This window comes from Mycobacterium sp. (genome assembly GCF_019247615.1).
Classification (GTDB): Bacteria; Actinomycetota; Actinomycetes; order Mycobacteriales; family Mycobacteriaceae; genus Mycobacterium.
Window position 1 is genome coordinate 1 of sequence record NZ_JAFBAT010000323.1, and the last position, 22,967, is coordinate 22,967.

Here is a 22,967-nt window from a genome sequence, read left to right on the forward strand (position 1 = left end):
CCGTACTGCCTCGACGGCATGCATCACTGGCTGGCCAACTGGCGGCTGCGCGCTTATGAAGCCGCCACCGTGCGTTCGGCGCCCACATCGAAATCGGCCGGCTATCAGTCGTGCGCGCCGGAAGCGTTGCGTCCCTTCGGGATTCGCGAGTGCGCCGAGGCGGATCAGGCGCTGGAAGACTTTGCCACCGGCTGGCGGCACGGCGGCAGCCCGCTGCTGCGCGCCCTGATCGACGCCGGCACGGTGGAGTTGCTCGGCGGCCCGCTGGCGCACCCGTTTCAGCCGCTGCTGGCGCCGCGGCTGCGGGAGTTCGCCCTGCGCGAGGGCTTGGCCGACGCGCAGCTGCGGCTGGCGCATCAGCCGACCGGGATCTGGGCGCCCGAGTGCGCCTACGCCCCGGGGATGGAGCACGACTACGCGTCCGCGGGGGTCACCCATTTCATGGTCGACGGCCCGTCGCTGCACGGCGATACCGCCCTCGGCCGGCCCGTCGGCGACACCGGCGTGATCGCGTTCGGCCGCGATCTGCAGGTCAGCTACCGGGTGTGGTCGCCGAAATCCGGCTACCCCGGGCACGCCGCGTATCGCGACTTCCACACGTACGACCACCTCACCGGGCTCAAGCCGGCCAGGGTGACAGGCCGCAACGTGCCCTCGGAGGGGAAGGCGCCCTACGATCCCGAGCGCGCCGACCGCGCGGTGGACGTGCATGTCGCGGACTTCGTCGACGTGGTCCGCAACCGGCTGATCAGTGAATCGGAGCGCATCGGGCGGCCGGCTCACGTGGTCGCCGCGTTCGACACGGAGCTGTTCGGGCACTGGTGGTACGAGGGCCCGGCGTGGCTGCAGCGGGTGTTGCGCGCCTTGCCCGCGGCGGGGGTGCGGGTGGGCACGCTGCGCGACGCGATCGCCGACGGTTTCGTCGGTGGGCCGGTGGATCTGCCGCCCAGCTCGTGGGGCTCGGGCAAGGACTGGCAGGTGTGGGCCGGCGAGCAGGTCGCCGACCTGGTCCAGCTCAACAACGAAGTCGTCGACACCGCGCTGACCACCGTCGACAAGGCGCTTTCGCAGACGGCGTCGCTGGACGGGCCGCTGCCCCGCGATCACGTCGCCGATCAGATCCTGCGCGAGACGCTGCTGACCGTCTCCAGCGACTGGCCGTTCATGGTGAGCAAGGACTCGGCCGCCGACTACGCCCGCTACCGCGCCCACCTGCATGCGCACGCCACCCGCGAGATCGCCGGCGCGCTGGCCTCGGGCCGCCGCGACAGCGCGCAACGGCTCGCCGACGGGTGGAACCGCGCGGACGGTCTTTTCGGCGCACTGGATGCGCGTAGGCTGCCCCGGTGAGGTCCCCCTCCCCCCGCGAGCGCGCGTGTCTGTACGACGACACGCCGCGGCGGCCGGCATTTTGCGCACGGTCGCGGCGGAGGTGGCCCTGCGCGTGAAGATCCTCATGGTGTCGTGGGAATACCCGCCGGTGGTGATCGGCGGGCTGGGTCGGCACGTGCACCACCTGTCGACGGCGCTGGTCGCGGCCGGTCACGACGTCGTCGTCCTGTCGCGGCGCCCGTCGGGCACCGATCCCAGCACCCACCCGTCGACCGACGAGGTCAGCGAGGGGGTCCGGGTCGTCGCGGCCGCCCACGACCCGCACGAGTTCTCCTTCGCCGACGACATGATGGCCTGGACCCTGGCGATGGGCCACTCGATGGTCCGCGCGGGACTCGGCCTGAAGAAGCCGGGCACCGATCGGACGTGGCGCCCCGACGTCGTACACGCACACGACTGGCTGGTGGGCCACCCGGCGATCGCCCTGGCCCAGTTTTACGACGTGCCAACGGTTTCCACGATCCACGCCACCGAAGCCGGTCGTCATTCGGGCTGGGTCAGCGGGAAGCTCAGCCGCCAAGTGCATGCGGTCGAGTCGTGGCTGGTGCGCGAATCCGACTCGCTGATCACGTGTTCGGCGTCGATGGCCGACGAGATCACCGAGCTGTTCGGGCCCGGTCTCGCCGAGATCACCGTAATTCGCAACGGTATTGACGCGGCGCGCTGGCCCTTCGCGGCCCGCCGGCCGCGCCCCGGGCCGGCCGAACTGCTCTTCCTCGGGCGGCTCGAGTACGAGAAGGGCGTCCACGACGCGATCGCCGCGCTGCCCCGGATCCGGCGCACCCATCCGGGCACCACGCTGACCATCGCCGGTGAGGGCACCCAGGAGGAGTGGCTCGTCGAGCAGGCTCGTAAACACAAGGTGCTCAAGGCAACTCGCTTCCTCGGCCACCTGGAGCGCGCCGAACTGCTCGCCGCACTGCATCGGGCGGATGCCGCGGTGCTGCCGAGCCATTACGAGCCGTTCGGGCTCGTGGCTTTGGAGGCCGCCGCTGCCGGCACTCCCCTGGTGACCTCGAACATCGGCGGTCTGGGGGAGGCGGTGATCGACGGGCAGACCGGAGTGTCGTTCCCGCCCCGCGATGTGGCCGCGCTGGCCGCGGCGGTGCGCAGCGTGCTCGACGACCCGGATGCCGCGCAGCGGCGTGCCCGCGTCGCCCGTGAACGGCTCACCTCCGACTTCGACTGGCACACGGTGGCCACCGAGACCGCGCAGGTGTACCTGGCGGCCAAACGCCGCGAGCGGCAGCCACAGCCACGGCTGCCCATCGTCGAGCACGCGCTACCGAACCGCTAACCTACGCGCGATGGGGCTGGAATATTCGAGCGTGGTCGATGCGCCGCGTGCAGAGGTCTTCGCGTGGCACTCCCGGCCGGGCGCCTTCAACCGTCTCTCGCCGCCGTGGCAACCCGTGCGCCTGATCAGCGAGGCGGACTCGATCGAGGACGGGCGCGCCACGCTCGCGCTGCCCGGCGGCCTGCGTTGGATCGCCCAGCATCAGGCCGAGTCTTACGAGCCGCCGGCATGTTTCGTCGACACCATCGACAGCGACGGGCTGGCCTCGCTGCCGGCACGGATCGCCGTGCGGTGGCGGCACACCCATCGGTTCGACGACGTCGGCGGTAACCGCACTCGGGTCGTCGACCGGGTTGACACCCCGGTACCGGGGTCGCTGCTGCGGCCCATGTTCGCCTACCGGCACCGCCAACTGGCCGACGACCTGGCCGCGCACCGGTCGGCCGCCGAACACGGTCTGGCGCCGAAAACCATCGCCGTCACCGGATCATCGGGAATGGTCGGTTCGGCGCTGACCGCCTTCCTGAGCACCGGCGGCCACCGCGTAATACGGCTGGTCCGTCGCCCCGGCGTCGGCGGCGACGAGCGGCGATGGAACCCCGACGACCCCGCTTCCGGACTGCTCGCCGGCGTCGAGGCGGTGATCCATCTGGCCGGCGCCTCGATCGCCGGCCGGTTCACCCCCGGGCACCGAAAATCCGTCCGCGACAGCAGGATTGGTCCGACCCGCCGGCTGGCAGAGCTGCTGGCTCGCACCGAGCCCCGGCCTTCGGTGTTCATCTCGGCGTCGGCGGTCGGCTACTACGGACACGACCGTGGCGACGAGATCCTCACCGAGGACAGCGATCGCGGCGACGGGTTCCTGGCAGACGTCGTCGCCGACTGGGAAGAAGCGACCGCGCCCGCCGAGCGGGCCGGGATGCGAGTGGTGCGGGTGCGCACCGGCATCGTGCAGTCCCCCCGCGGCGGCACGCTGAGGCTGATGCGTCCGCTGTTCAGCGCGGGGCTGGGCGGCCCACTGGGCGACGGCCGGCAGTGGCTGTCGTGGATCGGCATCGACGATCTCCTCGACGTCTATCACCGCGCGCTGTGGGACACCGCCCTGACCGGACCGGTGAATGCCGTTGCGCCGCAACCCGTCCGCAATTCCGAGTACACCCGCGTCCTCGCCCGCGTGCTGCGCCGGCCGGCGGTGTTTCCGGTGCCGTCGCTGGGGCCCCGACTGCTGCTCGGTGAGCAGGGTGCCCGCGAACTCGCACTCGCCAGCCAACGAGTGCTTCCGCACAAACTCAGCACGGCCCAACACCACTTGCGCCGTGCCGACCTCGATGGCACCCTGCGTCACCTGTTGGGGCGCACCCGGTAATTCAGAGCACACGCCGCTGGTGAGCGGGCCCCTCGAGATGTCGCGAACGCTGTCGTTTACCCGAGTCCGTTGCCTGCCGGCTGCTCGGCATCCCTGCCGTCGCGGCTGCGCTCGTAGGCGCGGGCCCGGAGGTCCGCGAGCCACTCCGGGTAGAGGCTCAACCCCGGCGCGGTGTTGTCGACGGGATCGAACGACACATCCGGCTCGGGGGCAAGAACACCGGTCAAGGTCAGCCGGGCCAGCGGCGCGAAATCGGCCCCGCCGCAGGCTTGGTCGATCGAAAACTCGATGCCGCCGTTTTCGATCGCGGTCCGGACATTGGACAGCGCCAGCCCGAAGCCATCGACGGCGCCGGTGTTTTGGGCCCGCAGCCACCAGATGTTCCCGTGATAGCGAAACGGCATGAGGCTGGTCAGCGTCTGCCCGCTCCACGACGCGGTCGGCCGCAGGGCTACCGCGCGCGCAAGCCGGCCCGAGCCCGAGGAGACGAGCAGGATGTCCCACGGCGTGGCCCCGGCCTGTTGCGGCGCCACGCGGATCGCCAGGCCGATGAAGTCGGGCAGCGCCCCCGGCGTCCCGGCGGCCTTGGAGATCCGTACAACCACCTTGGCCGACGGGAGCGGCAGTCCCTCGGCCGCGGGCGCGACGCGTTCGACATACCCCTGCGCCAATACACCGACCGGGTGGAAGAATCGGCGTCCACGGAGCGCGGATCCCCACTGAAAGGGCTTGGCCGCGACCTCCAAAAGATCGGAAACATTCATCGGCGCCGGATTCCCCTTCTCCGCCGAGGAAAACCCCCGCCGACTGCGCTGCGCATCTTCGGCTCAGTGTGTCGCGGGCCCGGGCGAAACGAATCGCCACTGGCGCACATGCCGATCATTCAGTAAGTTAATGTTTCAATTACTGAATTAGATGCGCCGAGCCGGCCGCAGCCGGCTTGTCTGCGTCGCCGGTGTTTCGTTTCGTGTCAGAGGGGTGCCAACGCGTGAATCCGAGTGTTTCCAGCCAGCAGTTGACCGAGCCTGCTCGCCATGCCTCGGTGGCGGCGTTACATGCGTTGCCGCGAGCGCGGTTTGGCGCTGATGCGGTTCGAACGGCCGCCGCTTCTCCGCCCGCTCCCGACCGCGTGAACGGCTGGCGCACAGGGTTGCGGCGGGCGGTGCTGTCACATGTCGCCGCATTTGTCGCCGCGCGCTGCGCCGAGGAGTTGGGCGACTGCGGGGTCGACGCGGCCGGCGACATCCTGATGGAGTTCGTCGGCGGCGGCAAGTGCCTGCGCTCGACGTTCATGTATCTGGGCTGGCTCTGCGGCGCACCTGCCAGTGAGGCGGCGTTGTCGGCGAGCGCCAGCCTGGAGCTGTTGCACGCGTTCGCGCTGCTGCAAGATGACGTCATGGACGACTCGCCGTCGCGTCGTGGCCGCCCCGCCGCGCACGTGCAGTTCGCGGCCTGGCATCGCCGCCGGGAGCTGTCGGGCTCGTCGCGCCGGTTCGGCGAATCGGCCGCCGTCCTGCTCGGCGACCTGTGCCTGATCTGGGCGGAACAGATGCTGCGCGACAGCGGCCTGCCACCGGACCAGCTGCGACGCGCCTGGCCGCGCTACGACGCGATGCGTAGCGAGCTCGCGGTTGGCCAATTCGCCGATTTGGCAACCGACGTGCGCGACGAGCCCACGCTGGATGCCGTACTCGCGGTTGCCCGGCGCAAGTCGGGTAACTACACCGTGCGCCGACCCCTGGAGATCGGGGCCGCCATGGCCGGCTGCGACGACGGGGTGCTGGCCACGCTCGGCAACTACGGCGCCGCGATCGGTGAGGCGTTCCAGCTGCGCGACGACGTGCTCGGCATCTTCGGATCACCCGCCGCGACAGGCAAAGCCAACAACGACCTGCGAGAGCGCAAAGCCACCAGCGTGGTGGTGGCCGCCTACCAGCTGGCCGACGCCTCAACCCGCCTGCAGTTCCGCGAGCTGATGACCTGCGACCGGCTGGAGGAGTCCGCGGTCGACCGCTGGCGAACAATGATCCTCGCCACGGGCGCGGTGCAGTGGATCGAGGAGCTGATCGCCGAACGCGTCGAGGCGGCGCTCAAAGCATTGGACGGCAATATGGTCGATGGCCCGCTCACCGCGGCGCTCATCGACATGGCGGGGCTGTGCACACTGCGCGCCGCATGAGCGCGAGGGTGGCGCGCTGATGCGGACGGTTCGGGGGCGCACCGACCGCGTCGTCGTGATCGGCGCGGGGTTCGCGGGGTTGTCGGCCGCCCTGCAGTTGGCCGGCCGCGGGCGCGACGTCACGGTGGTGGAGAGACACCCCTGGCCCGGCGGCCGAGCGGGCCGCCGTGACATCGACGGCTACCGGATCGACACCGGGCCGACCGTCCTCACGATGCCCGACATCATCGACGAGGCCTTCGCCGCCGTGGGCGAAAAAGCGTCGGACAGAATGGAATTGCTCCCCGTCGATCCGGCCTATCGGGCGATGTTCGCCGACGGCAGCACCATCGACGTCCACACCGACGCCGAGCGGATGACCGCCGCGGTGCGGGAGTTCGCCGGCCCGCGACAGGCCGACGGCTACCGGCGACTGCACGAGTGGCTGAACAGGCTGTACCGCGCGGAGTTCGACGGCTTCATCGCCGCAAACTTCGACTCGCCGCTCAACCTGCTCAACGCCCGGCTGGCCCGGCTGACCGCGCTCGGCGGGTTCCGCCGCTGGGACACCATGGTCAAGCGCCACCTCAGCGACCCACGGTTGCGCCGGGTGTTCACGTTCCAGTCGCTGTACGCCGGCGTCGCGCCGCAGCACGCCTTGGCGGTCTACGCGGTGATCGCCTACATGGACACGGTCGCCGGCGTGTTCTTCCCGCGGGGCGGCGTGCGCGCGTTGCCCGACGCGCTGGCCTCGGCGGCGGCCGGGGCCGGCGTGCGGTTCTGTTACTCCTCGACCGTCACCAAGCTCGAGCGCACCGGCGAGCGGGTCACCGCAGTCCGAACCGACTCCGGGGAGCGCATCCCCTGCGACGCGGTGGTGTTGACCACCGAACTGCCGCAGGCCTACCGGCTGCTCGGCCGTCGACCGCGACGCGTACTCCCGCTGCGCGCGGCGCCGTCGGCGGTGGTGCTGCACGTTGGCTGCCGCCCCGCGCCGCCCCAAAGTGCCCATCACACAATCCTTTTCGGCGAAGAATGGGAGCAGACGTTCACCGACATCATCCGCGATCACCGGCTGATGACCGACCCCTCGTTGCTGGTCACCCGGCCGACGGCCGGCGACTCCAGCCTGGCCCCCGCCGGTCGCGAGCTGCTCTACGTGCTAGCGCCGGCCCCGAACCTGTCACGCTGCCGGATCGACTGGTCGGCCACCGGGGAGACTTACGCCGACTCCCTCCTCGACATCGTGCAGGACAGGCTGCTGCCCGGCCTGCGCGACGGCGCGCAACTGCTGCACGTCGACACCCCCGCCGACTGGGCCGGCCAGGGCATGGCGGCCGGCACCCCGTTTGCGTTGGCCCACACCTTCGCCCAGACCGGGCCGTTCCGGCCGGCCAACACCGTGCGGGGCACCGACAACGCGGTGCTGGCCGGCTCGTCAACCCTGCCGGGCGTGGGGGTGCCGACTACGCTGATTTCCGGACGCCTGGCCGCCGACCGCATCACGGGGACCGTCCCCAAGACCACGGCGACACTTGACCTGAAAGCCCGATCGCGATGATCCGCACGGAACTGGACGCGGCCGGGATCGAGGATGCGCGCCTGCGCGAGGCATATCGGCGCTGCCGGCAGATCGCCGCCGCGAACGGGCGCACCTATTTTCTCGCCACCCGGCTGCTCGCCCCGGATCAGCGCCCCGCGGTGCACGCGTTGTACGGCTTCGCCCGCCACGCCGACGACATCCTCGACGACCTCGACCCGGCGCTGGACGTCGGCGCGCGGGCCGACCGGCTGCAGCGGCTGTCGGACCAGTTCTTCAGCGGCTTCGTGAGCGGCGGCCGCCGGTACGACGAGCCCGTGCTCGCCGCGGTCGACGACACCGCGCGCCGCTACGCGATTTCCGGCGAACTGTTCGAGGACTTTCTGGCCTCGATGCGCATGGACCTCACGGTCACCGACTATCCGGACCGCGCGGCGCTCAACCGCTACATGCGCGGGTCCGCGGAAGTCATTGGGCTGCAGATGCTTCCGATTCTGGGCACCGTGGGCGACCCGGACGAAGCCGCGCCCCACGCGGCGGCTTTGGGCCGCGCGTTCCAGCTCACCAACTTTCTGCGCGACGTTGCCGAGGACCTGACCCGCAACAGGGTCTACCTGCCGGCCGACGAACTGGCCGCCTTCGGCGTGGACCGCCAACTGCTGTCGTGGTGCCACGCGCAGCGGCGCACCGATGCGCGCGTGCGGGCGGCCCTGGAGGCCCAGCACCGCATCACCCGCGGGATCTATCGTTTCGCCGCCGACGGAATCGCGCTGCTGGCGCCGCGCTCCCGGCCGTGCGTCGCCACCGCGCTGACCCTTTACTCTGAGATCCTGGACTGCATCGAGGACATGGAATTCTGCGTCTTCAGCCGGCGCGCCACGGTCGGCACGACGAGACGGCTACAGGTCGCCGGCGGTGCGCTGCTGCGATCCTGGTGGCTGCGCAGGGGCGCCTCCGAGCATGGGAAAACCGGTGCGGCGTGAGCGAGAAGTGGCAATACCTGATCGTCCTCGGCCTGTGCCTGGCGGTTACCGCGCCGCTGGAGTTCTTCGGCCCGGGCGTGTATCGCCAACCGCGCCGGCTGGTGCGGGCGGTCCTTCCGGTGGCCGCGGCGTTCCTCGTCTGGGACACGGTGGCAATCCGGGCCGGCGTGTGGACGTACAACGACGCCTACATCACCGCGGTCCACCTCCCGTTTCGCGTGCCCATCGAGGAGGCGTTGTTCTTCGTGGTGATCCCGCTGTGCGCGCTGCTGACGTACAACGCGGTCACCGCGATCCTCGACCGGAGCAGGCGCCGATGAGCGGACTCGGCTACACGGTGCCGGCCGTCGCGGCCGTCCTGGCGGTGTTCGCCCTGGAATTCGGGCTCTGGCACACGGGACTGTTCCGGAGGCTTGCGTACTGGTTGTCGATGGTGATCGTGCTCGGATTCCAGATCCCCGTCGACGGCTGGCTGACCAAACGCAGCGCACCGATCGTGATCTACAACGAACACCAAACCAGCGGCCTGCGATTTCCGCTCGACATTCCCGTCGAGGACTTCCTCTACGGCTTCGCGCTGGTCACCGCCGTGCTGCTGCTGTGGGAGCGTCAGCAGGCCAGGTGGCTGGCCGGGAACAAGCATGGATAAGGCGGGACTGCCCCGCGTCGACGTGCCCGGCGCCTTCGACGGCGGCGCGGCGGCATACGACGGATTGGTCGGCGCCAACCCCTGGTACCACTCCAATTTGCGGCTTTCCGCGCGCCGCATGCGGCTGGGCGGGCGGGATCTACGGCTGCTCGACGCGGGCTGCGGCACGGGCGCGTCGACGGCCGCGCTGCTGGCGGTCGCGCCGGACGCCGAGATCGTCGCCGTCGACGCCTCTGCCGAAATGCTCGGCGCGGCAAGGGCAAAGGCGTGGCCGCCGTCGGTGCGGTTCCTGCACTCCCGCATCGAGGACCTCGACGAGCACGGCGTCACCGGGCCGTTCGACGGCATCCTGGCCGCCTACCTGCTCCGCAACCTCGCGGACCCCGACGGACAACTCGAGGCCTTCCGCGGCCTGTTGCGGCCCGGCGGCATCCTTGCGCTGCACGAATATTCGGTGCGCGACTCCCGTGCCGCCACGCTGACCTGGCACGCGGTGTGCTGGGGCATCATCATCCCCGCCGGGTGGTGGCGCACCCGCGACACCACCCTGTACCGGCATCTGTGGCGCAGCGTCCTGGCCTTCGACGGCGCGGAGCGACTGCTGGCCCGCATGCGCGCCGCGGGATTCGAGCGCGTGCGCGCCGAGGCCATGCCCGGCTGGGAACGCGACGTCGTGCACACCTTCCTGGGCGAGGCACCGCGATGAGCGACCGCCGCCGACACGTGCACCCGGCGCCGCCGGGACTGCCCGACGCGAGCGCGCTCCCATCGCCGCCCTGCGCCGTCGTCGTAGGCGCCGGGATCGCCGGCCTGGCGGCCGCCACCGCGCTCGCCGAACGCGGCATCGCCGTGGACGTCGTGGAGCGCGAGGCCTACCTCGGCGGCCGGGTGGGCGGCTGGACCGAGCGGCACGGGGGCCCCGAAGGCGCCACGCTGGCGATGAATCGCGGGTTTCACGCCTTCTTCCGTCAGTACTACAACCTGCGCGCGCTGCTGCGCCGGGTCGATCCAAAGCTGCGCATGCTCACACCGGTCAGCGACTATCCGCTGATCGACGCCACCGGGAGGTGCGACACCTTCCGCGGACTGCCCCGCACCCCACCGTGGAACGCGTTGGCGTTCGCCTTGCGCAGCCCGACGTTCCGGCTCGGCGACCTGGCGCGGATCAACGCCCGCGCCGCCGCGCCGCTCGCGGCGGTGTCGGCGCCCGACATCTACCGTCGGCTCGACCACATCGACGCCGAAACGTTTCTCAAGGCCATCAACTTCCCGGAGTCCGCGCGCCACCTTGCGTTCGAGGTGTTCTCGCGCAGCTTCTTCGCCGAGCCGACGCAGCTGTCCGCCGCGGAGTTGGCGACCATGTTCCACATCTACTTCCTGGGGTCCAGCGAGGGCCTGATCTTCGATGTCGCCGCTTCGAATTTCGATGGGGCCCTGTGGAATCCGCTGCGAGACTACCTGCGCGACCGGGGTGTTCGGGTGCACCTCGGCACGCAGGTCTCGCGCATCGCGCCCGGCGTCACCAAACCGTTTGCCGTGCATACCGATTCGGACGGGCGGCTGGACGCCGACGGCGTCGTGCTGGCGCTCGACGTGCCCGGTCTGCAGCAGGTGGTGACGGCATCGCCCGGGCTCGGCGACGATCCCTGGCGCGACCGGATACGGCAGCTTCGCACCGCCCCGCCCTTCGTCGTCGACCGGCTGTGGCTCGACCGGCCGGTCAACAACAACCGGCCCGCCTTCCTGGGCACCGCCGGTCACCCGCCCGTCGACAACATCAGCGTGCTCGAGCGCTACGAACGCGAGGCCGCCGCGTGGGCCCGCGAACACGGCGGGTCCGTCGTCGAATTGCACTCATACGCAGCCACTTCCGAGACATCGGCCGCGGCGGGAATCAGCCAGTTGCACAAACTGTATCCGGAAACCGCCGCGGCGCGTGTGGTTCACGAGCGGGAACTGCGCCGCAGCGACTGTCCCCTCTTCGCGCCGGGAACCTTTTGGCGGCGACCGACGGTGGCGACGCCGCAGCCGGGGCTGGTGCTGGCGGGCGACGGCGTCCGCATCGACCTGCCCGTCGCGCTGATGGAGCGCGCGGCCACGACGGGCTGGTCGGCCGCCAATCTCCTGCTGGGGTCGTGGGGGATCGCCGGCCATGAGCTGTGTACCGTGCCGACGCGGGGGCGCTCGGTGCTGCTCCGGTCGTTGGCCGACCGCCAGGGGCGACGGCGATGAGCGCCGGCGACCGCCTTCGTCGTCGGTGGCCGAAGGACTGGCCCGTCGGCGTCATCCCGCGCGTCTCCTGGACGCGGCAACGCCCGACCTACCGCGACGCACAGCCGGGCATCATCAACGCCGCATTGGCGCGGGCGCAGCGCCGGCCGACCGGAAACTGGTACGTGCTCGGCGGAAGCCGCGACGTGCGGGCCGGCCGCCCCTTCGGTGCCCGCATCGCCGGAGTGGAGTTGGTCGCCTGGCGCGACAAGCACCACGGGTTGCGCGTGGGCCCCGCGGGCTGCCCCCACCTCGGCGCCGACCTCGCCACCGGCGTCGTGCGCGGCGGCGTCTTGTACTGCCGATGGCACGGGCTGGCCCTGGACGGCGACACCTGCGACTTGCGCTGGAAGGCGTTCCCCAGCCACGACGACGGGGTGCTGGCCTGGGTGCGCCTGGACGCGGTCGGCGGCGAAGCGCCGCTTGATCAGCCGGTGCTCGGGCCCCGGCCGACCGGTGACACGCTGGTGGCCGTCACCCGCGTCGTCGGCCGTTGCGAACCGTCCGACATCATCGCCAATCGGCTCGACCCGTGGCACGGGGCATGGTTCCACCCATACTCGTTCACCCGGCTCGAGGTGCTCACGACCCCGACCGAGGAAGACGACCGGTTCCTGCTTTCGGTCACCTTCCGCATGGGTCGGTTCGGCGTGCCCGTGATCGCCGAATTCACCGCCCCGGAAGCGCGCACCGTCGTCATGCGCATCATCGAGGGCGAAGGAACCGGCAGTGTCGTGGAAACACATGCCACGCCAACGGGTTTGGAGCCCGACGGCCGGCCGTCCGTGGTCGTGACGGAGGCCACCATCGCCACCTCGCAACGCCCGGGGTTCCGGACCGCGCGCCACGTGCGCGGCGTGGTCACACCGTTGATGCGCTATGCCGCGGCCCGGCTGTGGCGTGACGACCTCACATACGCCGAACGCCGCTATCGGCTCCGCACTGGTGATTGACACGAACACCGCGAAGAGTCTTGACCGACAAGAGGTTCCGCACGGCCGACAAGGTCGAATGGCGAAGCCACGGGCCCTCACCACGATTGAGTCAGCTCATGCCCGCCGGGGAAGAGGCCGACCGCGCCGAGAGGAACCGGCGGCACGTCCCGCTAGGCGCGGGGATGAACGCGCAGATACGCTGTGTGCCTGATGAAGGATGCGGGTAGGTGACCAAGCGCCGCGCACAAGACCCACAGCCCAGCCGCGCTGAGCTGGAGAGGCAGTTGTCGGCCGACATCCGGGCGATCACGGCGCAATCGGATCGCGTCGGCCGCCACTACGCGCGGGTGAACGACGTCAGCAGCGGCGACTTTCACGCGCTGCTGCACATCATGGTCAGCGAAACCGCGGGAAAGCCGTTGACGCTGGCCCAGTTGCGCCAGCGCATGGATGTGTCTCCCGCCGCGATCACCTATCTCGTCGATCGGATGATCGAGGCGGGCCACATCCGGCGCGAGCCCGATCCCGAGGACCGGCGAAAGTGGCTGTTGCGCTATCAGGAAAGCGGCATGGCGCTGGCACACGACTTCTTCCGGCCCTTGGGTGATCACCTTCGTAAGGCCATGGCCGATTTGACCGACAATGACCTCCTCGCGGCCCACCGGGTTTTCACCGCGATGATCACGGCGATGTCGACGTTCGAGGATGAGCTCGCCAACGAATCCGACGGAACGTCAGGAGGTCTCGGGCGAGGCTCCGCTCGATGAGCTCCGCCCCGCGCGCCACCCCGCCGGTCGCCGCGAACCCGGCCGCCACCCGGCCCGCACCGTCGACCATCGTGGTTGCCTCCAGCACGGCGGCGCGCAGCCTCGCCTCCGTCAGCCTTCTCGCCGGCAGCCTGGTGCCGCAGCGGGCCACCTCAACCCGGCGCGCGACCTCGGCCTGATCTCGGGCGAACGGCACCACACACACCGGGACGCCGCGGTCGAGCGCCTTGACCGTGGTGCCCATCCCGCCGTGGGTGACGACGCATATCGCCCGATCGAGCACTGCGCCATGATTCACGAAGCGCGACACCGTGGCGTTGGATGTTCGCGGAAGTCCGTGGGGCACGCCGGCGGGAAACGTCGCCACGACGTGGACCGGCTCATCGGCCAGGGCCCGCAGGGCCACGCGGCCAAGCCTCGCGTCCGCCTGCGCAATCGAGGAGGTGCCGACCAACACGATCGGCCGATCGATGGCGGCAAGCCGACTTTGAACGGGCGCGGCAGGCTCGAACACACAGGCGCCCATGAAGTGCACGTCGCGCCAGTCGGGGTGCGGATATTCGAACGGTTCACCGCCGACCGCCAGCAAGAGGGGCGCGCGACGCATCAGGGCGTCCACCGAGCCGACCGAGGGCACACCGATTTCCCTGCGAATGTCGTTGATCCGCGGGACTATTCGACAGTCGAACAGAGCGCTGACAAACGGTCGCATCGCGGCGTCGCGGACGCTGCCGGCCAGTCCGGGCAGCGGTCGCAGACCCGGACCGAACGGCGGCGTCCCGCGGGACCGCAAGTACGGCGTGAACGGCGAGAACACCAACCACCCGACGCCGCTGGCCTCGGCCATCGACATCGCCCCCCAACAATTGGCGTCGACGATGACGGCGTCGGGTTTCGCTCGGATGATCGCGCGCCGCAGATCGTCGACTTCGACCACGGCCCGCCGGCACAGCACGTCGATCGTCGTCCGCAGAACTCCCAACGCGTTGCGCGCCAACCAGTCTCGTCCGGCAATGGCCTCGATGGCCGGATCGACCGCCGCGGCGTCCAAGCCGATGGCCCGCATGGCCGCAACCCCCGCGGCCATGGTCCGCAGGTGGACCTGGTGGCCGCGGTCGCGAAGCTCACACAGCAGCGCGGCCATCGGGTACAGGTGCCCCAGAGCGGGCGACCCGTATGCCAGAATCACCGCCATGCGATCACGTCACGAAATGGGCTTCAGGCGAACGCCGCCCAGGGCGCGCAGGTCGCGCGCGCCGCAGCCGTGCAGGCAGATGCGGAGTCCGTCGATGAATCGCTGTAGCCATGCCGTCGCCGCGGCCGCGGAATCGATCGCGGCGGACAGCAGCGGGCGCGCGATGGCCACCACGTTGGCACCCAGGGCCAGCGCCGTGGCCGCGTCCATGCCGGTTCGGATGCCGCCGGAGGCCACCAACGGGATGTCGGGCAGCGCCGCACGGACCTCGCCGATGGCCTGAGCCGTCGGTATGCCCCAGTCGGCCAGGTCCGGGTAGCGCAGTTCGCCGTAGCGGACCAATTGCTCGACACGCGACCACGAGGTGCCTCCCGCGCCCGCCACGTCGATGGCGGCCACCGGCGGCTCCCCGGACGGCCGCAGCAGTTCGGCGACAGCCGCGGCCCCGATTCCGTGGCCGACCTCCTTGAGCAACACCGGGTAGCCCAGCAGGTCGGCCAGGTCGTGCAGGCGGTCCAGCGATCCGGCGAAATCGGTGTCGCCGTTGTGCTGGATGGCCTCTTGAAGCGGATTGGTGTGTACAGCAAGCGCATTCGCGCCGACGCGGTCGAGCGCGCGGACGATGTCGGGCACGGTGTCCTTGGTCAACTGCGACACGCCGATGTTGCCGAACAGCAGCACGTCGGGTGCGACGTCGCGTACCGCGAAGCTGTCTGCCGCCCGCTGCCCCAGCGCGCTGTCGAGCATGACGCGCTGTGACCCCAGCATCATGCCGATGCCGAGCCGTTGCGCGGCCGCCGCGAGGTTCCGGTTGATGGTGCCCGATAGCTTCGCCCCGCCGGTCATGGCGCCCACCAGGACCGGGGCCCGCAGCCGCGCACCGAGAAACTCGGTGGACAGGTCGACGTCGTCCAGGCTGGTCTGGGTCAGAGCGTTGTAGGGCAGGCGGTAGCGCTCCAGGCCCGTCGTCACGCCCCGATAACCGACGTCGCCGTCGAGGCACACGTCGATGTGGCGGCGCTTGCGGCCGGCGAGCTCGCCGTGGTCGACCGTCATGGGACGTCAATCGGACGGCGGCGGTTCAACACCCAGATGTGGGCGGACAGCACGAAGGCGAACGCGCACCAGGCCGGATAGAGCACGAGCGGCACGCCGCGCCTTCCTCGGGCGGCGATGGCGCGACGGGCCAGGTCCGCACTGCTGGCAGTAAGTGCGGCATTGAGCGCGACCGCCGCCGCCAGCCGGCGTCGATCGAAGAACACCCACGACCAGGCGGCGTTCAGTGCGAGGTTGAGGGCGAGCCGCAGCAGGTAACCACGGGCCGCCGGCCGGTTCCCGGTATCGCGAAGCAAGTCGACGGTGCCCGCGGACACAACCGCGATGTCGGCGTACAACATCGGCCACACCGTCGGGAACACAGTTCGCGGCGGCTGGTAGGCGGGCTTCCGCAGGCGCGCATACCACGCCGACTGAACCGCCGGTCGGGTTGCCAGGCCGCCCACCATGGAAGCCGTCGCCACCGCCGCCGCGGTGGCGACCAACGTCGATTTGCGCATCACGTTCTGGGCTCTGCGCGCTCGGCGGATTCGACGGGTACGGCGATTTCGTTGCGGCGCAGCGCCGGTATCGTCCAGGACGGATCGTAGAACCATGCCGCCGGCCTATCGATGGCCTGGAACCCGTTGCGGCGCAACGTCATCAATTCGGATTCGGGGCCCATACCGGCGGATCTCGACGGACCCAATCAGCCTCTCGGCGCTGTAGTCGGGCTCTTCAGTGCCGCCGCGGTAACCGACCACCGACCCCGCCGCATGAACGACCTCTCCGATCACGGCTCCCATCGACCCGCGCACGACCACCTCACCCCTTCATGTTTTGTCGTTGGCGCTCTCCCCTTGTCGGCCCGACGACCCCTCCGCGCCGTGCGACGCGGTCCGCCATGAGCCAGACTAACCGACAACGGGCATTTAGTTAAGTATATGAATGGTTAAATTGCTTAACGTACCGTCGGGACGGTGGCTCCGCGGGAATCGCGCGGACAACGACGAAAGCGTCGCGCTGGGTCGGACAGCTCGGCGGCGCCGGCGCCGGCTCCGTGACGCGCGCTAGGGCTGCCCCGAAAGCAACTGCCGCTGAAAGCGACCCATCGCGGCGACCAGCGCGGTCAAGACCCGATGCGCCGCAGCGAGGTCCGCTTCGGGCAGGTCACCCAGCGCCGCGCGGGTGTGCGTCCCGAGTGGGCTGAAGAAGGAGCGGGCGGTGGCCAACCCGGGGTCCGAGTACCGCAGGACAACTTTTCGCCGGTCCGCGGAATCCGATTCGCGACGTATGTGTCCGGAGTTGATCATGCGCTCGACGAGATAGGTGATGGCCGCCGCGGACAGCCCCATCTTCTGGCGCAACTCCCCCGATGTCAGCGGTGTACCCGAGTTCTCCGCAACCAGAATGTGCAGCAGGGCCCGAAAATCGCTGGGACGCAACTGATGCACCGCGGCGAAGACCCGGCCCAGCTGGTCGGACTCGGCGGTGAGGGCACCCGCGTCGGCCGTTACCAGCGCCTCGAGCCGAGCGCGTTCGGTGGCGTCTTCCATCAGACTCGCAGCATAACGCCGAAAGGACAAGTTGTTAATTTGATTAATGTTTAAGTCACTGAAATACTTGGGAGCGTGAACTGGGACCGCCTGGCCGCCGCCGTAACCGGTCCCCGTTCCTGGGCGCCCGGCCTGGCGGTGAATCTTCTGGGCCCAGCAACCCCAGCGGCGCGAAAAGCCCTCAGCCTCAACAATGAATGGAGCCCCCGGTGAACAAGTCAACACTCGCCGCGACCACTCTCGCCGTCGCGGCGGCGGCGGGCACCGGAAGCATCGCCAGCGCGCGCAGCGTCCCGGTATGGTATGCGCGGATTCGCAAGCCGTCGTATCGACCGCCCAACACCGCCTTTCCCATCGTGTGGACCGCGCTGTACACCGACATCGCGGCGACGTCCGCGGTCGTCATCGACCGTCTGCGCGCGGCGGGAGAAGACGATGAGGCGCGCCGCTACGCCGCCGCGCTCGGACTGAACCTGCTGCTGAACGCGGGCTGGAGTTGGCTGTTCTTCCGCTACCACAAGCTGGGTGCCTCCGCGCTGGGCGCCGCGGCACTGACCGCCAGCGGCGCCGATCTCGCGCGCCGCGCAGCGCGGGCCGACCGAAGAGCTGGAGCCGCGCTGTCGCCTTACCCGCTGTGGTGCGCCTTCGCCACGGTCCTGGCCACCGAGATCTGGCGGCTCAACCGTTGAGGGGGACATCGAATCATGCCGACGCTCTTGTGGTTTCGCCGCGACCTGCGGCTGCAGGATCACCCTGCCCTGGCCGCCGCCGCCCGCGATGACGGAGAGGTGCTCGCGTGCTTCGTCGTCGATCCCCGGCTGGTCGCTTCGTCGGGCCGGCGTCGGCTGCAATTCTTGGGTGACTCGCTGCGGCACCTGCGAGACGATCTGGAGGGCCGGTTACTGGTGACCCGCGGGCAGCCCGACCGGGAGATCCCGCGCATCGCCAACGCGGTGGGCGCCTCGTCGGTGCATGTATCAGCGGACTTCGCGCCCTACGGAATGCGCCGCGACGCGCGCGTCCGCGCGGCGCTGGGTTCCCTGCCGCTGGTGGCGACGGGGTCGCCTTACCTGGTCTCACCGCGGCGCGTCACGAAGAACGACGGCTCCCCCTACCGGGTGTTCACGCCTTTTCTCCGTCAGTGGCAGGAGATCGGGTGGCGGGGGCCGGTGAAATCGAGCGTTCGGTCCGCAAGCTGGCTCGATCCGGCGCGTCTGGGTCTCGGGCGCTGCGAGATCCCCGATGCGGGAGCCGCGCTCGACGTGGCCGCCGGGGAGGTGGCGGCGCGCACGCTGTGGAAGTCGTTCGTGGACAACGGGTTGACGCGCTATGCCGAAGACCGCAACCGGCCCGATCTGCCGGGAACCAGCCGCATGTCGGCGCATCTGAAGTTCGGGTCCATCCATCCCCGCACCATGGTCGCCGACCTCGACCCCCGCAGTGCGGGCGCTCAGGACTATTTGCGGGAGTTGGCTTTTCGCGACTTCTACGCCGATGTGCTGCACCATTGGCCGGCCAGCGCCTGGCACAACTGGAACCGCCAGTTCGACGGCATCGATACCGACACCGGCCCCGAGGCGAAGCACCGCTTCGAGGCGTGGAAAGCCGGCGAGACCGGTTTCCCGTTCGTGGACGCCGGGATGCGCCAGCTCCGCGAGACCGGGTTCCTGCATAACCGGGTGCGCATGATCGTGGCGTCGTTTCTCGTCAAGGACCTTCACCTGCCGTGGCAGTGGGGCGCCGAATGGTTCCTGGATCAGCTCGTGGACGGTGACATGGCCAATAACCAGCACGGCTGGCAGTGGTGCGCCGGTAGCGGCACCGATGCCGCGCCCTACTTTCGGGTGTTCAACCCGATCACGCAAGGCCAGACGTTCGATCCTTCGGGCGACTACATCCGACGCTGGGTTCCCGAGTTGCGCTCGGTTGACGACGTCCACGTCCTCAAAGGTGAACGGCCGCGCGGCTACCCGAGGCCAATCGTCGACCATGGTGCCGAACGCGCCGAAGCGCTGCGACGCTTTCAGCGCATCTGATCATGCCGCTCGCTACCACACCGCCGCGCGGTGTGGCTTTGTCGATTTCCCTTTCACCGATGCCGTTGCGCATGCGATTATCAGCCGATTCACAGTTGTCGATTCGCCCCGGGAGGCGCTATGGCTCGCTCGATCGTTCGGACGTTGCTCGTTTCAGGCACTGCCGCGGGACTGATGGCCGGCGTGGGAGCCTGTTCGTGTTCGATCGGATCGTCGTCGCACGCGGTGAGCAAGTCCGATGTCGCCCAGCAGATCACCTCCAAGCTGACCGACGCCGCGGGGAACAAGCCCGATTCGGTGTCCTGCCCCGACGACCTGCCGGCGAAGGTTGGTGCGCAACTGAATTGCACGATGAAGGTCAAGAACCAGACCTTCAATGTCAACGTGACCGTGACGAGCGTCAACGGCAACGACGTCAAGTTCGACATGGTGGAGACCGTCGACAAAAACCAGGTCGCCAGCCAGATCAGCGACCAACTCACCCGGCAGGTGGGCAAAAAGCCCGATTCGGTGACCTGCCCCGACAACCTGAAGGGCGTCGAGGGCGCGACGCTACGGTGTCAACTCACCGACGGCAACGAGAAGTACGGCGTCACCGTCACCGTCACCAACGTCGACGCCGGCAATGTCAACTTCGATTTCAAGGTCGACGACCATTCCCAATAGGACGCCATAGCCCGGATGTCAGAGCTACCTGGCCGCCTTCTTGCGTTCAATGTCGGCCAGGGCCGCGGCCAGCTCGGCACGCTGCGCGGCCGACGTCTCCCAGGACAGCTGCCGGTTCTTGACCACCTTGGCCGGTGCGCCGACGGCGATCGAGTAGTCGGGGATCACGCCGCGCACCACCGCGTGCGACCCGAGCACGCAGCCGCGCCCGATCGACGTGCCGCGCAGCACCGTCGCTTTGACCCCGACCCAGGTGTCCGGCCCGATGCGGACCGGCGACTTGACGATGCCCTGATCCTTGATCGGCAGGTTGATGTCGTCCATGCGATGGTCGAAATCGCAGACGTAGCACCAGTCGGCCATCAGCACCGAATCGCCGAGTTCGATGTCCAGATAGGTGTTGATCACATTGTCGCGGCCCAGCACCACCTTGTCGCCGAACCGCAACTTGCCCTCGTGCGCGCGAATCGTGTTCTTGTCCCCGATGTGCACCCAGCGGCCGATCTCCAGCTCCGACAGTTCGGGTGTCGCGTGGATCTCTACGCCCTTGCCCAGGAAAACCATCCCGCGGGTGATGATGTGCGGGTTGGCCAGCTTGAACTTCAGCAGCCGCCAATAGCGCACCAGGTACCACGGCGTGTATGCCCGGTTCGCCAGCACCCACTTCAGCGAGGCCAGCGTGAGGAACCTCGCCTGCCGTGGATCGCGCAGCCGCTGTCCCCGCCAACGGCGATGCAGCGGAGCATTCCACATGCTCGTCATGGCCGAAAAGCCTATCGGAGTGACGACGCGCTACCCTCACCTGTACTCGATCGGCGCCCGGCTCGCGTAGCGGAAGGATTCGGAAACCCCAGGTGCTTGCCCGACATCTCCTGCGTGGGCTCCGGCGGTGGTCGTCCGCCGTCCTGGCGGCCGGGCTCACGGCCGGGCTCGGCGGTTGCGCCGACAACGACACGTGGGTCGAGGCGTCGGCCGCCCAAGGCTGGCCGGCGCCCTACGCCGACGCCGCCAACAGCAGCTACACGGCGACGGCCGGGGCCAGCAAGTTGTCGTTGCAGTGGACACGCTCGGTGAAAGGCAGTTTGGCGGCGGGGCCGGCGCTGAGCGGGCGCAGTTACCTCGCCCTGAACGCGCAGACCGCGGCCGGATGTTCGCTGATGGAGTGGGAGAACAACGCCAACGGACGGCAGCGCTGGTGTGTTCGGCTGGTGCAGGGCGGCGGCTTCGCCGGCCCCTTGTTCGACGGCTTCGATAACCTCTACGTCGGTCAGCCGGGCGCCTTCGTCTCGTTCCCCGTGACACAGTGGACGCGGTGGCGGCGACCCGTGATCGGCATGCCGACCACCCCGCGATTTCTCGGCCACGGTCAAGTGCTCGTCACCACCCATCTTGGCCAGGTCCTGGTCTTCGACTCGCACCGCGGCGAGGTGGTCGGCACCCCGGTAGACCTGGTGGAGGGCGTCGACCCCAGCGATGCGACGCGCGGGCTCGCGGATTGCCCGGCCGCGCGGCAGGGCTGCCCGGTGGCGGCCGCGCCCGCCTTCTCGGGCAGCAACGGGTTGGTGGTGGTCGGCATCTGGCAGCCCGGCGCCCCGGCCGCGGGGCTGGTGGCGCTGAAATACCACCCCGGCCAAAACCCGCTGCTCGTCCGGGAGTGGACCAGCGACGCCGTCGCGGCCGGTGTCATCGCCAGCCCGGTGCTGTCCGGCAACGGGTCGACCGTCTATGTCAATGGCCGCGACCAACGGCTGTGGGCGCTCAATGCGGCTGATGGGAAGGTGAAATGGTTTGTCCCGCTGGGCTTTCTGGCCCAGACACCGCCCGCGGTGACGCCCGCCGGGCTCATCGTGTCGGGCGGTGGCCCCGACACCCGGCTGGCAGCGTTCAAGGATGCCGGCGATCACGCCGACCCGGTGTGGCGCCGCGACGACGTCGTCCCGCTGTCCTCGGCAGGCCTGGCGGGCACCGGTGTCGGCTACACGGTGGTGGCCGGTCCATCCGCCGACGCCAGACCCGGCATGTCGGTGCTCGTGTTCGACCCGGCCAACGGGCACACGCTGGCCGGCTACCCGCTTCCGGCGGCCACCGGCTACCCCGTCGGGGTGTCGGTGGGCAACGATCGCCGGGTGGTGGCCGCCACCAGCGACGGTCAAGTCTACGGATTCGTGCCGGCCTGAAGACGATGAGCAAACGCGGCCAGCCGGCGGACATCGCCGCCACCCTCGTCCTGCTGGTGGTGCACGGGTTGTTGCTGGGTGTGACGGTTGCCCTGTTGAACCTGCTCGTGATGGGCACCGACCCTTGCGGCGCCGTGAAATGCGGCGACCCCGTATGGCTCGACCGGGCGATGAAGGTGGGAGTTTGGGCCGGCGCCGCCCTCTTCATCGCCGACTTGGTCGTCACCGCATGTCTGCTCGTGCGGCGCAAACTCGCCTTTTTCGTCCCGCTCATCGGTTGTGTGGTGCAAGTCGGCCTGGCGATCGGCGCTGCGGCGATGGAGTCGCTGGCCGGCCCGGTTTAGGGCTGGACCGATGGTGGCGACCCGCTTCGCCCGGCTACGCCGCGCTCGCGATCGCCACTAGACCGCGAGCGGCGGAATGGCGTTGCGGGGAACCTGAGCCTGCGCGGGACCGGCGAACGCCGGGAGCATCTCGCCCGGGGCGAAGTAGAAGATCAGCTGATCATCGGTGATGGCGAAGTTCTGATAATGCGACGGGTCGAGCCCGGTCGAAGGCAATATTGTTGTCCCCAAAGGGTTTTGGCGTTGCAGGTCGCCCTGGACGATCGGAAAGATGCTGTCCAGCGGCGCCGTCCCGGGCGCGAACAGACTGTCGAAGGTGATGGGCTGTTTGGCCCCGAGGTTGTAGTTGAACGCCTTGTACCAGGTCGACGGCGCCGTCCCGCCCAGGTCCTGGAAGAACTTGAGCACGACGCTGCGGGTGTTGTGCGGCGGCTGGCCGGCGCTGTATTGCTGCGTGGTGGCTGCCATCTGATAGGGATGGTCACGCCCCCGTGAACTCTGCGCGACGTTGACGAACCCGTCGCGGTTCTGCGCGATGTAGTCGATCAGCGGCTGTTCGTCGGGGTAGTCGGCGGGAAAGGTCATGGTCAGCGTGTAGGT

25 protein-coding genes are annotated in these 22,967 nt (G+C 69.5%); 17 read left to right on the plus strand and 8 right to left on the minus strand.

The window, feature by feature from the left end; genetic code table 11:
• The 3 genes from JO059_RS22615 to JO059_RS22625 form a co-directional block, all read left to right on the plus strand.
• Positions 1 to 1,350 (plus strand): glycoside hydrolase family 57 protein (locus JO059_RS22615; RefSeq protein WP_293322936.1); only part of this gene is annotated, 1,350 nt, incomplete at its 5' end.
• Between the two features lie 94 nt (positions 1,351 to 1,444).
• On the plus strand, positions 1,445 to 2,689 hold the full coding sequence (locus JO059_RS22620; protein WP_293322978.1) for a glycosyltransferase family 4 protein: 1,245 nt from the start codon (positions 1,445 to 1,447) through the stop codon (positions 2,687 to 2,689).
• Between the two features lie 10 nt (positions 2,690 to 2,699).
• Positions 2,700 to 4,055, plus strand: a complete 1,356-nt coding sequence (locus JO059_RS22625; RefSeq protein WP_293322938.1) for a TIGR01777 family oxidoreductase — start codon at positions 2,700 to 2,702, stop codon at positions 4,053 to 4,055.
• A gap of 56 nt (positions 4,056 to 4,111) precedes the next feature.
• Here JO059_RS22625 and JO059_RS22630 read toward each other — a convergent pair whose 3' ends face one another.
• Positions 4,112 to 4,819, minus strand: coding sequence for a phosphodiesterase (locus JO059_RS22630; RefSeq protein ID WP_293322940.1), 708 nt, complete (start codon positions 4,817 to 4,819; stop codon positions 4,112 to 4,114).
• 365 nt (positions 4,820 to 5,184) lie between these two features.
• Between JO059_RS22630 and JO059_RS22635 the strand changes: the two genes are divergently transcribed.
• The 9 genes from JO059_RS22635 (at position 5,185) to JO059_RS22675 (ending at position 13,358) form a co-directional block, all read left to right on the plus strand.
• Positions 5,185 to 6,234 (plus strand): polyprenyl synthetase family protein, encoded by a 1,050-nt coding sequence (locus JO059_RS22635; protein ID WP_293322980.1) that lies wholly within the window; start codon positions 5,185 to 5,187, stop codon positions 6,232 to 6,234.
• Positions 6,235 to 6,253: 19 nt separating this feature from the next.
• The gene (gene crtI, locus JO059_RS22640) at positions 6,254 to 7,774 is read left to right on the plus strand and encodes a phytoene desaturase family protein (protein ID WP_293322942.1); all 1,521 of its coding nucleotides are present in this window, start codon (positions 6,254 to 6,256) and stop codon (positions 7,772 to 7,774) included.
• Entirely contained in the window at positions 7,771 to 8,736 is a 966-nt protein-coding gene (locus JO059_RS22645; protein WP_293322944.1) for a phytoene/squalene synthase family protein, read from the plus strand. Before crtI ends, JO059_RS22645 begins: the two co-directional genes overlap by 4 nt.
• Positions 8,733 to 9,056, plus strand: coding sequence for a lycopene cyclase domain-containing protein (locus JO059_RS22650; RefSeq protein ID WP_293322946.1), 324 nt, complete (start codon positions 8,733 to 8,735; stop codon positions 9,054 to 9,056). The genes JO059_RS22645 and JO059_RS22650 overlap by 4 nt, the downstream gene beginning before the upstream one ends.
• Positions 9,053 to 9,385 carry a lycopene cyclase domain-containing protein gene (locus tag JO059_RS22655; protein WP_293322948.1) on the plus strand — a complete coding sequence of 111 codons (333 nt, stop codon included), beginning with the start codon at positions 9,053 to 9,055 and terminating at the stop codon, positions 9,383 to 9,385. Before JO059_RS22650 ends, JO059_RS22655 begins: the two co-directional genes overlap by 4 nt.
• Positions 9,378 to 10,091, plus strand: a complete 714-nt coding sequence (locus JO059_RS22660) for a class I SAM-dependent methyltransferase (protein ID WP_293322950.1) — start codon at positions 9,378 to 9,380, stop codon at positions 10,089 to 10,091. The genes JO059_RS22655 and JO059_RS22660 overlap by 8 nt, the downstream gene beginning before the upstream one ends.
• The gene (locus JO059_RS22665; RefSeq protein WP_293322952.1) at positions 10,088 to 11,617 is read left to right on the plus strand and encodes an FAD-dependent oxidoreductase; all 1,530 of its coding nucleotides are present in this window, start codon (positions 10,088 to 10,090) and stop codon (positions 11,615 to 11,617) included. The genes JO059_RS22660 and JO059_RS22665 overlap by 4 nt, the downstream gene beginning before the upstream one ends.
• Positions 11,614 to 12,609 carry a DUF5914 domain-containing protein gene (locus JO059_RS22670; RefSeq protein WP_293322954.1) on the plus strand — a complete coding sequence of 332 codons (996 nt, stop codon included), beginning with the start codon at positions 11,614 to 11,616 and terminating at the stop codon, positions 12,607 to 12,609. Before JO059_RS22665 ends, JO059_RS22670 begins: the two co-directional genes overlap by 4 nt.
• Before the next feature lie 209 nt (positions 12,610 to 12,818).
• The gene (locus JO059_RS22675) at positions 12,819 to 13,358 is read left to right on the plus strand and encodes a MarR family transcriptional regulator (RefSeq protein ID WP_293322955.1); all 540 of its coding nucleotides are present in this window, start codon (positions 12,819 to 12,821) and stop codon (positions 13,356 to 13,358) included.
• On the opposite strand, the gene JO059_RS22680 is transcribed toward JO059_RS22675, so the two are convergent.
• The 5 genes from JO059_RS22680 to JO059_RS22700 form a co-directional block, all read right to left on the minus strand.
• A complete protein-coding gene (locus JO059_RS22680) occupies positions 13,273 to 14,553 on the minus strand; it encodes a glycosyltransferase (protein ID WP_293322956.1) in 1,281 nt (426 codons plus the stop codon). The genes JO059_RS22675 and JO059_RS22680 overlap by 86 nt on opposite strands.
• Positions 14,554 to 14,562: 9 nt before the next feature.
• Positions 14,563 to 15,609 carry a type 2 isopentenyl-diphosphate Delta-isomerase gene (gene fni, locus JO059_RS22685; protein WP_293322957.1) on the minus strand — a complete coding sequence of 349 codons (1,047 nt, stop codon included), beginning with the start codon at positions 15,607 to 15,609 and terminating at the stop codon, positions 14,563 to 14,565.
• Positions 15,606 to 16,109 (minus strand): TspO/MBR family protein, encoded by a 504-nt coding sequence (locus JO059_RS22690; RefSeq protein WP_293322958.1) that lies wholly within the window; start codon positions 16,107 to 16,109, stop codon positions 15,606 to 15,608. Before JO059_RS22690 ends, fni begins: the two co-directional genes overlap by 4 nt.
• Positions 16,109 to 16,273, minus strand: a complete 165-nt coding sequence (locus JO059_RS22695) for a hypothetical protein (RefSeq protein WP_293322960.1) — start codon at positions 16,271 to 16,273, stop codon at positions 16,109 to 16,111. Before JO059_RS22695 ends, JO059_RS22690 begins: the two co-directional genes overlap by 1 nt.
• 385 nt (positions 16,274 to 16,658) lie before the next feature.
• Positions 16,659 to 17,144: a MarR family winged helix-turn-helix transcriptional regulator gene (locus JO059_RS22700; RefSeq protein WP_293322962.1), complete on the minus strand. Its 486-nt coding sequence runs from the start codon at positions 17,142 to 17,144 to the stop codon at positions 16,659 to 16,661.
• Positions 17,145 to 17,353: 209 nt separating this feature from the next.
• Between JO059_RS22700 and JO059_RS22705 the strand changes: the two genes are divergently transcribed.
• From JO059_RS22705 to JO059_RS22715, 3 genes are all read left to right on the plus strand, one after another.
• Positions 17,354 to 17,833, plus strand: a complete 480-nt coding sequence (locus tag JO059_RS22705) for a TspO/MBR family protein (RefSeq protein ID WP_293322964.1) — start codon at positions 17,354 to 17,356, stop codon at positions 17,831 to 17,833.
• 15 nt (positions 17,834 to 17,848) lie between these two features.
• Positions 17,849 to 19,180, plus strand: a complete 1,332-nt coding sequence (locus JO059_RS22710; RefSeq protein WP_293322966.1) for a deoxyribodipyrimidine photo-lyase — start codon at positions 17,849 to 17,851, stop codon at positions 19,178 to 19,180.
• 120 nt (positions 19,181 to 19,300) lie between these two features.
• Positions 19,301 to 19,846, plus strand: a complete 546-nt coding sequence (locus tag JO059_RS22715; protein ID WP_293322968.1) for a DUF4333 domain-containing protein — start codon at positions 19,301 to 19,303, stop codon at positions 19,844 to 19,846.
• Positions 19,847 to 19,870: 24 nt separating this feature from the next.
• On the opposite strand, the gene JO059_RS22720 is transcribed toward JO059_RS22715, so the two are convergent.
• Positions 19,871 to 20,608, minus strand: a complete 738-nt coding sequence (locus JO059_RS22720; protein WP_293322970.1) for an acetyltransferase — start codon at positions 20,606 to 20,608, stop codon at positions 19,871 to 19,873.
• A gap of 92 nt (positions 20,609 to 20,700) precedes the next feature.
• Between JO059_RS22720 and JO059_RS22725 the strand changes: the two genes are divergently transcribed.
• Together JO059_RS22725 and JO059_RS22730 are read left to right on the plus strand one after the other, a co-directional pair.
• Complete coding sequence (locus JO059_RS22725) at positions 20,701 to 22,023, plus strand: PQQ-binding-like beta-propeller repeat protein (RefSeq protein WP_293322972.1); 1,323 nt, start codon at positions 20,701 to 20,703, stop codon at positions 22,021 to 22,023.
• A 5-nt stretch (positions 22,024 to 22,028) separates the two neighbouring features.
• Positions 22,029 to 22,367 carry a hypothetical protein gene (locus tag JO059_RS22730; protein ID WP_293322974.1) on the plus strand — a complete coding sequence of 113 codons (339 nt, stop codon included), beginning with the start codon at positions 22,029 to 22,031 and terminating at the stop codon, positions 22,365 to 22,367.
• Positions 22,368 to 22,424: 57 nt separating this feature from the next.
• Here the strand turns inward: JO059_RS22730 and JO059_RS22735 are convergent.
• The coding region (locus tag JO059_RS22735) for an esterase (RefSeq protein ID WP_293322976.1) at positions 22,425 to 22,967 on the minus strand (543 nt) is incomplete at its 5' end.

What these genes read in the sequence shown, in the direction of transcription:
- JO059_RS22625 (WP_293322938.1), top strand. Translation starts at nt 2,700, where the DNA reads ATGGGGCTGGAATATTCGAGCGTGGTCGATGCGCCGCGTGCAGAGGTC.
- JO059_RS22630 (WP_293322940.1), bottom strand. Translation starts at nt 4,819, where the DNA reads ATGAATGTTTCCGATCTTTTGGAGGTCGCGGCCAAGCCCTTTCAGTGG.
- crtI (WP_293322942.1), top strand. Translation starts at nt 6,254, where the DNA reads ATGCGGACGGTTCGGGGGCGCACCGACCGCGTCGTCGTGATCGGCGCG.
- JO059_RS22645 (WP_293322944.1), top strand. Translation starts at nt 7,771, where the DNA reads ATGATCCGCACGGAACTGGACGCGGCCGGGATCGAGGATGCGCGCCTG.
- JO059_RS22655 (WP_293322948.1), top strand. Translation starts at nt 9,053, where the DNA reads ATGAGCGGACTCGGCTACACGGTGCCGGCCGTCGCGGCCGTCCTGGCG.
- JO059_RS22660 (WP_293322950.1), top strand. Translation starts at nt 9,378, where the DNA reads ATGGATAAGGCGGGACTGCCCCGCGTCGACGTGCCCGGCGCCTTCGAC.
- JO059_RS22665 (WP_293322952.1), top strand. Translation starts at nt 10,088, where the DNA reads ATGAGCGACCGCCGCCGACACGTGCACCCGGCGCCGCCGGGACTGCCC.
- JO059_RS22670 (WP_293322954.1), top strand. Translation starts at nt 11,614, where the DNA reads ATGAGCGCCGGCGACCGCCTTCGTCGTCGGTGGCCGAAGGACTGGCCC.
- JO059_RS22680 (WP_293322956.1), bottom strand. Translation starts at nt 14,553, where the DNA reads ATGGCGGTGATTCTGGCATACGGGTCGCCCGCTCTGGGGCACCTGTAC.
- fni (WP_293322957.1), bottom strand. Translation starts at nt 15,609, where the DNA reads ATGACGGTCGACCACGGCGAGCTCGCCGGCCGCAAGCGCCGCCACATC.
- JO059_RS22690 (WP_293322958.1), bottom strand. Translation starts at nt 16,109, where the DNA reads ATGCGCAAATCGACGTTGGTCGCCACCGCGGCGGCGGTGGCGACGGCT.
- JO059_RS22695 (WP_293322960.1), bottom strand. Translation starts at nt 16,273, where the DNA reads ATGGGCCCCGAATCCGAATTGATGACGTTGCGCCGCAACGGGTTCCAG.
- JO059_RS22700 (WP_293322962.1), bottom strand. Translation starts at nt 17,144, where the DNA reads ATGGAAGACGCCACCGAACGCGCTCGGCTCGAGGCGCTGGTAACGGCC.
- JO059_RS22710 (WP_293322966.1), top strand. Translation starts at nt 17,849, where the DNA reads ATGCCGACGCTCTTGTGGTTTCGCCGCGACCTGCGGCTGCAGGATCAC.
- JO059_RS22715 (WP_293322968.1), top strand. Translation starts at nt 19,301, where the DNA reads ATGGCTCGCTCGATCGTTCGGACGTTGCTCGTTTCAGGCACTGCCGCG.
- JO059_RS22720 (WP_293322970.1), bottom strand. Translation starts at nt 20,608, where the DNA reads ATGACGAGCATGTGGAATGCTCCGCTGCATCGCCGTTGGCGGGGACAG.
- JO059_RS22730 (WP_293322974.1), top strand. Translation starts at nt 22,029, where the DNA reads ATGAGCAAACGCGGCCAGCCGGCGGACATCGCCGCCACCCTCGTCCTG.